Below are 6709 nucleotides of genomic sequence, written 5' to 3' on the forward strand. Positions count from 1 at the left end.
AACAGTTTGCGGAGCTGACCGAGGTCGATCGGCCGGCCCGTGATGATGACTACGCCGTGGTTGATCTGGCCGCAGTCGATACCGAGGGCGCCGCCATTGACGAACTAGCTGCCCATGATTTGACGATCCGGGTTGGTCCCTTATTCATCGAGGGACTGGCTGAAGCGGTCGTGGGTCTGAGCCAGGGCGAATCCGCCGACTTTGAAGCAACGTTGCCGGAAGGTTTCGGCGACAAGGCCGGCACTGCTGCCGTAATCACGGTGAGCGTCAAAGCCGTTCAGGAACAGACTCTGCCCGACCTGACAGACGAATGGGTCGATGAGACCACAGAGTTCGAAACCGCCGAGGCGCTCCGAACCGAGCTCCGCCGCCGGATTTCTCGGGGCAAGTTCAATCAGTCTTGGGAGCAGTACCGCTCGCAGCTCATCAGTGCGATCGTTGACGAAATCGAAATAGAGCTTCCTGACAGCATTGTGACGGCCGAGATGGAAAATGTGCTCCATCGGTTCAACCACTCACTATCTGAGCAAGGCGTGGAGTTCGACGACTATCTTCAGGTGACGGGCCAGAGCCAGGAGACGTTTGTGGCCGACCTGCGGGACGCAGCTACCAAGAACGTCAAAACAGACTTGCTGTTCGATGCCGTTGCGGTCGATGCGGGGCTGGTCGCCGGGGACGATGAAGTGGCCGCCATGCATGCGGCGGTTGGGGCTTCGACAGGCGAGACGGCCGGTCAAGTCGCGGCTCGCCTGACCGATACCCAAACTAAAGCGCTGATCGATGATATTGTGAGAAAAAAAGCACACGACGAACTCCTAAAAGCCGCGGTTCCTGTCGATGAAGACGGAAACCCGATTGACTTTGAAGTTCTTGCCGCCGAGCTGAACGCCCAACGAGAGGAAGAAGAATGAACGTCGAGAACTATCTCGTCCCAACCGTTGTGGAGTCAAGCAGCCGGGGGGAGCGGGCCTTCGACATCTATAGTCGACTGCTTAAGGACCGGATCATCTTCCTGGGAACCCCTATCGACGACAACGTCGCCAATCTCATCATGGCGCAACTTCTGCACCTCGAGTCGGAAGATCCTGAGAAGGACATCTCGCTGTATATCAACTCGCCAGGTGGGTCGATTACTTCCCTTTTCGCCATCTATGACACGATGAACTACATCTCGGCTCCGGTATCGACGGTATGCATGGGGATGGCCGCCTCGGCGGCGGCCGTCATTCTCGCCGGCGGCGCCAAGGGCAAACGGTACGCGTTACCCCATGCCAGGATCATGATGCATCAGCCACACGGTGGAGCCCAGGGTCAGGCGAGCGACATTGAAATTCAGGCGAGACTGATTGTTCAGATGCGAGAGCAGCTCAACGAGATCCTCGCCGAGCACACCGGCAAGTCGGTCGAAAAAGTGACTATTGACACTGAACGGGATTATTGGATGCTCGCAGACGAAGCCGTCGAGTACGGTGTCATCGACAGCATTTTGACCCGTCGTGAATTGGCGGCAGTCTCAGCGGCCCGTTAGGAGAAATCGACCGTGGCGAAATTCGGTGAAGGTGGCGACCTGCTCAAGTGCAGTTTCTGCGGAAAATCGCAGAAACAGGTAAAGAAGCTGATCGCCGGGCCGCAGGTCTATATCTGCGACGAATGCATCGAATTATGCAACGAGATCATCGAAGAAGAGTTCGCCGGTACCGATGTCGTTGAGTTCACCGACCTACCCAAACCACGCGAGATCTTCGAGTTCCTCGGTGACTACGTCATCGGCCAGGACATGGCCAAGACGGTCCTCTCGGTAGCGGTCTATAACCATTACAAGCGGGTTCGGGCCGGCATCCAGCGCGATGACGTGGAACTGCAGAAGTCCAATATCTTGTTGGTGGGTCCGACCGGATCTGGAAAGACCCTGCTTGCCCAAACTCTCGCCAAGGTGCTCAACGTTCCCTTCGCCATTGCAGACGCTACGGCGCTCACCGAGGCCGGCTATGTCGGCGAAGACGTCGAGAACATTCTTCTCAAACTGATCCAGGCTGCCGACTACGACGTGAAGCGGGCCGAGCACGGCATTATCTACATCGACGAGATCGACAAGGTGGCTCGGAAGTCCGAAAACCCTTCGATAACCAGGGATGTCTCCGGGGAAGGTGTTCAGCAGGCCTTGCTCAAGATTCTTGAAGGAACGGTCGCCTCGGTCCCCCCCCAGGGTGGACGTAAGCACCCGCATCAAGAATTTCTTCAGATTGATACCTCCAACGTTCTGTTCATCTGCGGGGGAGCGTTTGCCGGTTTGGAGACCATCATTTCGAGCCGGGTCGGTCAGCGCTCCGTTGGATTCGGAGCAGACCTCAAACACAAGTCGTCGATGCCCGACACAGCGCTGCTCGGACAGGCCTTACCGCAGGATCTCATGAAGTTCGGCCTTATCCCGGAGTTCATCGGCCGTTTGCCGGTTCTGGCAACGGTCGAGGATCTTGATCGGGAGGCGCTCATTCAAATCTTGACCGAACCCAAAAACGCTCTGGTAAAACAGTTTGCCAAGTTCTTCGAACTCGACGGGGTCGAATTGTTGTTTGCCGACGATGCACTCGAAGCCATCGCCGACCAGGCACTCACCCGAGGAACCGGAGCGCGTGGCTTGCGGGCCATCCTTGAGGGCGTCCTGCTCGACACGATGTACGACCTGCCGTCGCGGACCGACGTAGAACGGGTCATCGTTGACCGGGCGGTCATCGTTGATGGTGCTGAACCCGAGGTTATTTTGGCCCGCGAACGCTCGGCGTAGTTTTTTCCACTCATTCTCACGCTGCGAATTCTCTCTCCCACAGGGCTGCTGCGACTTAATGTCGGCTGAATTGAGTCGACCGACCCATTGACGGGAACTACCGAGAGTGGTTGAATGAACATGTTGGGAGAATTATGTTCGACCGACTGCATCCCCAGAAGGGGGGGGAAGCAACAAGAACCCGGCTCTGCGGAGCCGAAAAGGGGAACTGGGAGGCGACGACCTTCGATTCGTTAGTACGGTCACCGAGAATCGAAGCGAGCTAGTGGTGAGACCGGCCCGCCCACATCTAAATAGATGAGAGGCGGAAATTGAAGATGCAGGCTGTAGAGACCCGGCGACGAGTCGGATTCCTCCTGATTGCGATTGCGGTGCTGCTGGCATCGTTTGTTGTTGTTGCCCCCCGTGTCCAAGCAGCCGGCGGAGACTTCGGTCTCGATTTTGTAGCTGCCGAGCCCACTTCTTATAGCCACGTCACCGGGGGTGGGGCATTTGGAGCAGGTATCACCAATGTTGACGTTGTGGAGAGCCTTGAGGGGGGTGACTTTTCTTGTGGCGACACTGTCAGTTATCTCCTTAAGGTCGTCAATTCGGCCACTCCATCCGCGGCAAATCAGACGCTGGCTTTTTCCCTGAGTTTCGATGCTGATACGACGGGCCAGTCGGGAGCTGCCCACGTCGCGGTCACCAATGTGGCCATCAATTATGACGTCGGTGATACGGCGATTATCGATAATGGGAACAGCACAATTGCCAACAGCTCGTGGTCCCAGAACGGCGCACTATTTCAATCTGGGTCGCACCTTGACTTGAGTTTTCAGGTGACAAATATGGAGGCCGGAGAGACGGTTGTCGTACGTGTCGACACCACACTCGGATGTGATCCAGGTTCGGCACCCACAGGGAACCTTCACGCCTCTTTGAGTGGATCGGCAGTTGTTGTGGAGGACGGAGGGTCGGTTGTTCCTCCTGACCCCATTTCGCAGGGCTCGGGACGCCAGGACATAACGTTTAAGGTAAAGGGCCTGGCCATACCGCCAGCCTCTGGTGAGATCATCGTCGTCAAGCAGACGCTGCCCGATGGTGCAACCCCGTTATTCAACTTCACGTCGGACTGGGGAGCCTTCCGGCTCGGTGACGGACATACGACATCGTCCGGAGATATCGACGCCGGCTCGTACTTCGTGTCCGAGACACCGACTGATGGATGGACCCTGTTTAGTTCTGTCTGTGACGACGGGAGTCCGGTCAGCAATATCAATGTGGGTGAGGGAGAGACCGTCACCTGTACCTTTGTGAATAAACTGATTCCCCTCATCCCGGCATCGGTATCGGTAAGCCCGGGGACCTGTGACTGGATCGACGAATCGTCGGTCACGGACGTCTCCTTCACGGTCGATCCCGGGGCCACCCTGACCATCATGCTCGGTGACGTCGTTATCGGAACGTACACGGCGTCGGGGAGCATCGAAGTCGGTCCTGGCGATTACACCTGGACGGCGACCGCCGCAAACGGATACGAGATCAACGGTTCGGCTTCTGGCAACTTCACGGCCATTTCTTGTGAGATTCCACCCCAAATTGTCACCGTTGATGTGACCGTGGGAACCTGCGGCTATATCGATGGCGAGTCGCGGACCGACGTGATCGCCAGCATCGACCCCTCCGGGGCAGCGACCATCGTTATCGATGGCACGATGAATCTCACGATCGATGGACAGACGCTGGCGCTCGCTCCTGGAGACCACTCGTGGACTGCGGTGGCGGCCGAAGGATATGTTCTCGAAGGAACCTCTGGTGCGGACTTCACAACGGAAGCTTGCCCTCCGCCTGGTTCCATCGGTGACACCGTTTGGCATGACCTCAATGCCAACGGTGTCCAGGACGCAGGCGAGCCGGGAACCGCCGGCATCACGGTCTCGTTGCTGGTTGACGGCGGCATCATTGCCACCACAACCACCGATGCCTCCGGTAACTACCTGTTCGAAGGCCTCGGCGAGGGCGACTACGTCGTCGCCTTTGCGATTCCGGATCCCTGGGTGGCGACCACCCCGGACGCTGGTGACGATGCCACCGATAGTGACATTGACCCGGCCGGGAAGGCACCGGCTGTGACGCTCGGGGTCGGGGAGGACAATCTGACCGTCGATGCTGGTCTGGTCCGTCCGTCGACGATCACGGTCGAGAAGGTAACGAATCCGGTTGCCGCCGGGAGCTTCGCTTTCACCGGAGATATCGAAGCGGATCTGGCCAACGGCGAATCGGCCTTCTCTACGGTTCTTCCCGGGACCTACACGGTGTCCGAGTCGATACCTGATGGGTGGGCGCTGATCGACATCAGCTGTACGACTGGCGGAACCGGCGACTTGGCCACCGCCACCGCCACATACACGGTCGCCTCGGGCGATAGTGTTACCTGTACGTACACCAACACCAACGTTGGGACGATCATTGTGGCCAAGGCCACCGACACAGCAACCGAAGACAGGTTTGACTTTACGGTCGGCGAAGACAGTTTCGACCTCGGGTCAGGCGAGAGTATCGAGCTGGACTTACCGAGCGGGATCTATACGATCACCGAGGATCTGCTGCTGGTCGATGGCTGGGACCTGGCTTCGATCGTTTGCTCAGGTGAGCCGACGGTCGATGGCAATAGCGTGTCGCTCTTTGTTCCGCCGGCCCAGACTGTCGGTTGCACGTTTGTAAACACACAGGCCGAGGTACCTCTGGGGGTAGTTGGAGACTTTGTGTGGAACGACGTCGACGGCAACGGCATCCAGGATGCCAATGAGTCCGGGGTGGCCAACGTGGGTGTCGACCTGCTTGACGCAACCTCAGGATCGGTCCTGCTCTCCACCACGACGAACGCGGCTGGGGTATATGTCGTTGCCAATGTGCCCGAAGGGGACTACGTCATGCAGTTCGCCGTGCCGGAGCCGTGGGTGTTCTCACCGGCTGATGCCGGTAGTGATGACGCCGCAGACAGCGATGTCGTCGAGGTTGTTGGCGTGAGCGCCGGAGCGGCCGGTCTGCTGACCGGTGCGTCGAGTTCGGTGTTGGCGGCTGGCGGAACGGTCGGAAGGACGGCTCTGATCTCGCTGGTGGGTGGGGCGACGAACGTAACAATTGATGCGGGAGTATTCCAGCTCGTCGTGTTGCCGGAGCCGCCGATCTCGAACCCGGAAACCCCGGTGGTGACGCCCCCGGTGACGATTGCGCCGACCGTCGATGACACCAAAGTGCTGGGTATTCAGACTACATTGCCCCAGACAGGCTTTGCCGACTGGCAGGCCGGGGTTTTGGCGGTCGCATTGGTGCTGGCCGGAGTCGGAATGCTCATGGCGTTCCGAAAAGAAGAAGACATTATCTACATGACGTCGGGCTTCAGTGATCGGCTCGGCCTCTAAATACGCAAGTTGGGGGTCCCGGGAATAACCCTCCGGGACCCCGTAAAAAGTTAGCCAGGGTAAAGAGCGCTTGGGAGGCGGACAAATGAATACAAATGTGAAAGACATGAGACAACGAGTCGGGTTTGTAATGATTGCTGCGGCGGTACTCCTCGCATCGTTTGTGATCATGGCCCCCCCGGTACAGGCCACCGGTCAAGGTGACGTCATCGAATCGACGAATTTGAAGCCGGTGGTTGTCAAAATCGTGCAGGGTTCGTGTGATTACCGTAACGGCGGGTCCGAGACCAATGTGACCTTCTCGTTCCGCCATGACGGCGTGAATACGAGCGGCAAGGTCGAGATGACGATCGACGGGCCTACCGGGACGATCGTTTTGTCCCAGAAGACCGAGATTGAACTTCCGCCAGGCACCTACACCTGGACGGCCAAGTCCACTAACGACGGCTATCAACTCGAAGGACCTGATTCCGGCGAGTTTGTGGTGGGTGAGTGCCCGCCTGGGCCAGAATTAGCC

5 protein-coding genes and 1 riboswitch are annotated in these 6709 nt (G+C 58.1%); all 5 genes read left to right on the top strand.

Translation table 11 applies throughout. The annotated features are described in order from the left end of the window. On the top strand, positions 1 to 911 hold a 911-nt coding region (locus JJE47_03305), incomplete at its 5' end, for a hypothetical protein (GenBank protein MBK5266438.1). Next, positions 908 to 1528 carry an ATP-dependent Clp protease proteolytic subunit gene (locus tag JJE47_03310; protein MBK5266439.1) on the top strand — a complete coding sequence of 207 codons (621 nt, stop codon included), beginning with the start codon at positions 908 to 910 and terminating at the stop codon, positions 1526 to 1528. The genes JJE47_03305 and JJE47_03310, both read left to right, overlap by 4 nt. A 12-nt stretch (positions 1529 to 1540) precedes the next feature. Then, positions 1541 to 2785: an ATP-dependent Clp protease ATP-binding subunit ClpX gene (gene clpX / locus JJE47_03315; GenBank protein MBK5266440.1), complete on the top strand. Its 1245-nt coding sequence runs from the start codon at positions 1541 to 1543 to the stop codon at positions 2783 to 2785. A gap of 202 nt (positions 2786 to 2987) precedes the next feature. Further along, a riboswitch (cyclic di-GMP riboswitch) is annotated at positions 2988 to 3072 on the top strand. Positions 3073 to 3102: 30 nt separating this feature from the next. Further along, entirely contained in the window at positions 3103 to 6192 is a 3090-nt protein-coding gene (locus tag JJE47_03320; protein MBK5266441.1) for a hypothetical protein, read from the top strand. Between the two features lie 106 nt (positions 6193 to 6298). Then, a partial coding sequence (locus tag JJE47_03325; protein MBK5266442.1) for a hypothetical protein occupies positions 6299 to 6709 on the top strand: 411 nt, incomplete at its 3' end.

This window comes from Acidimicrobiia bacterium, from assembly GCA_016650365.1.
Classification (GTDB): Bacteria; Actinomycetota; Acidimicrobiia; order Spongiisociales; family JAENVV01; genus JAENVV01.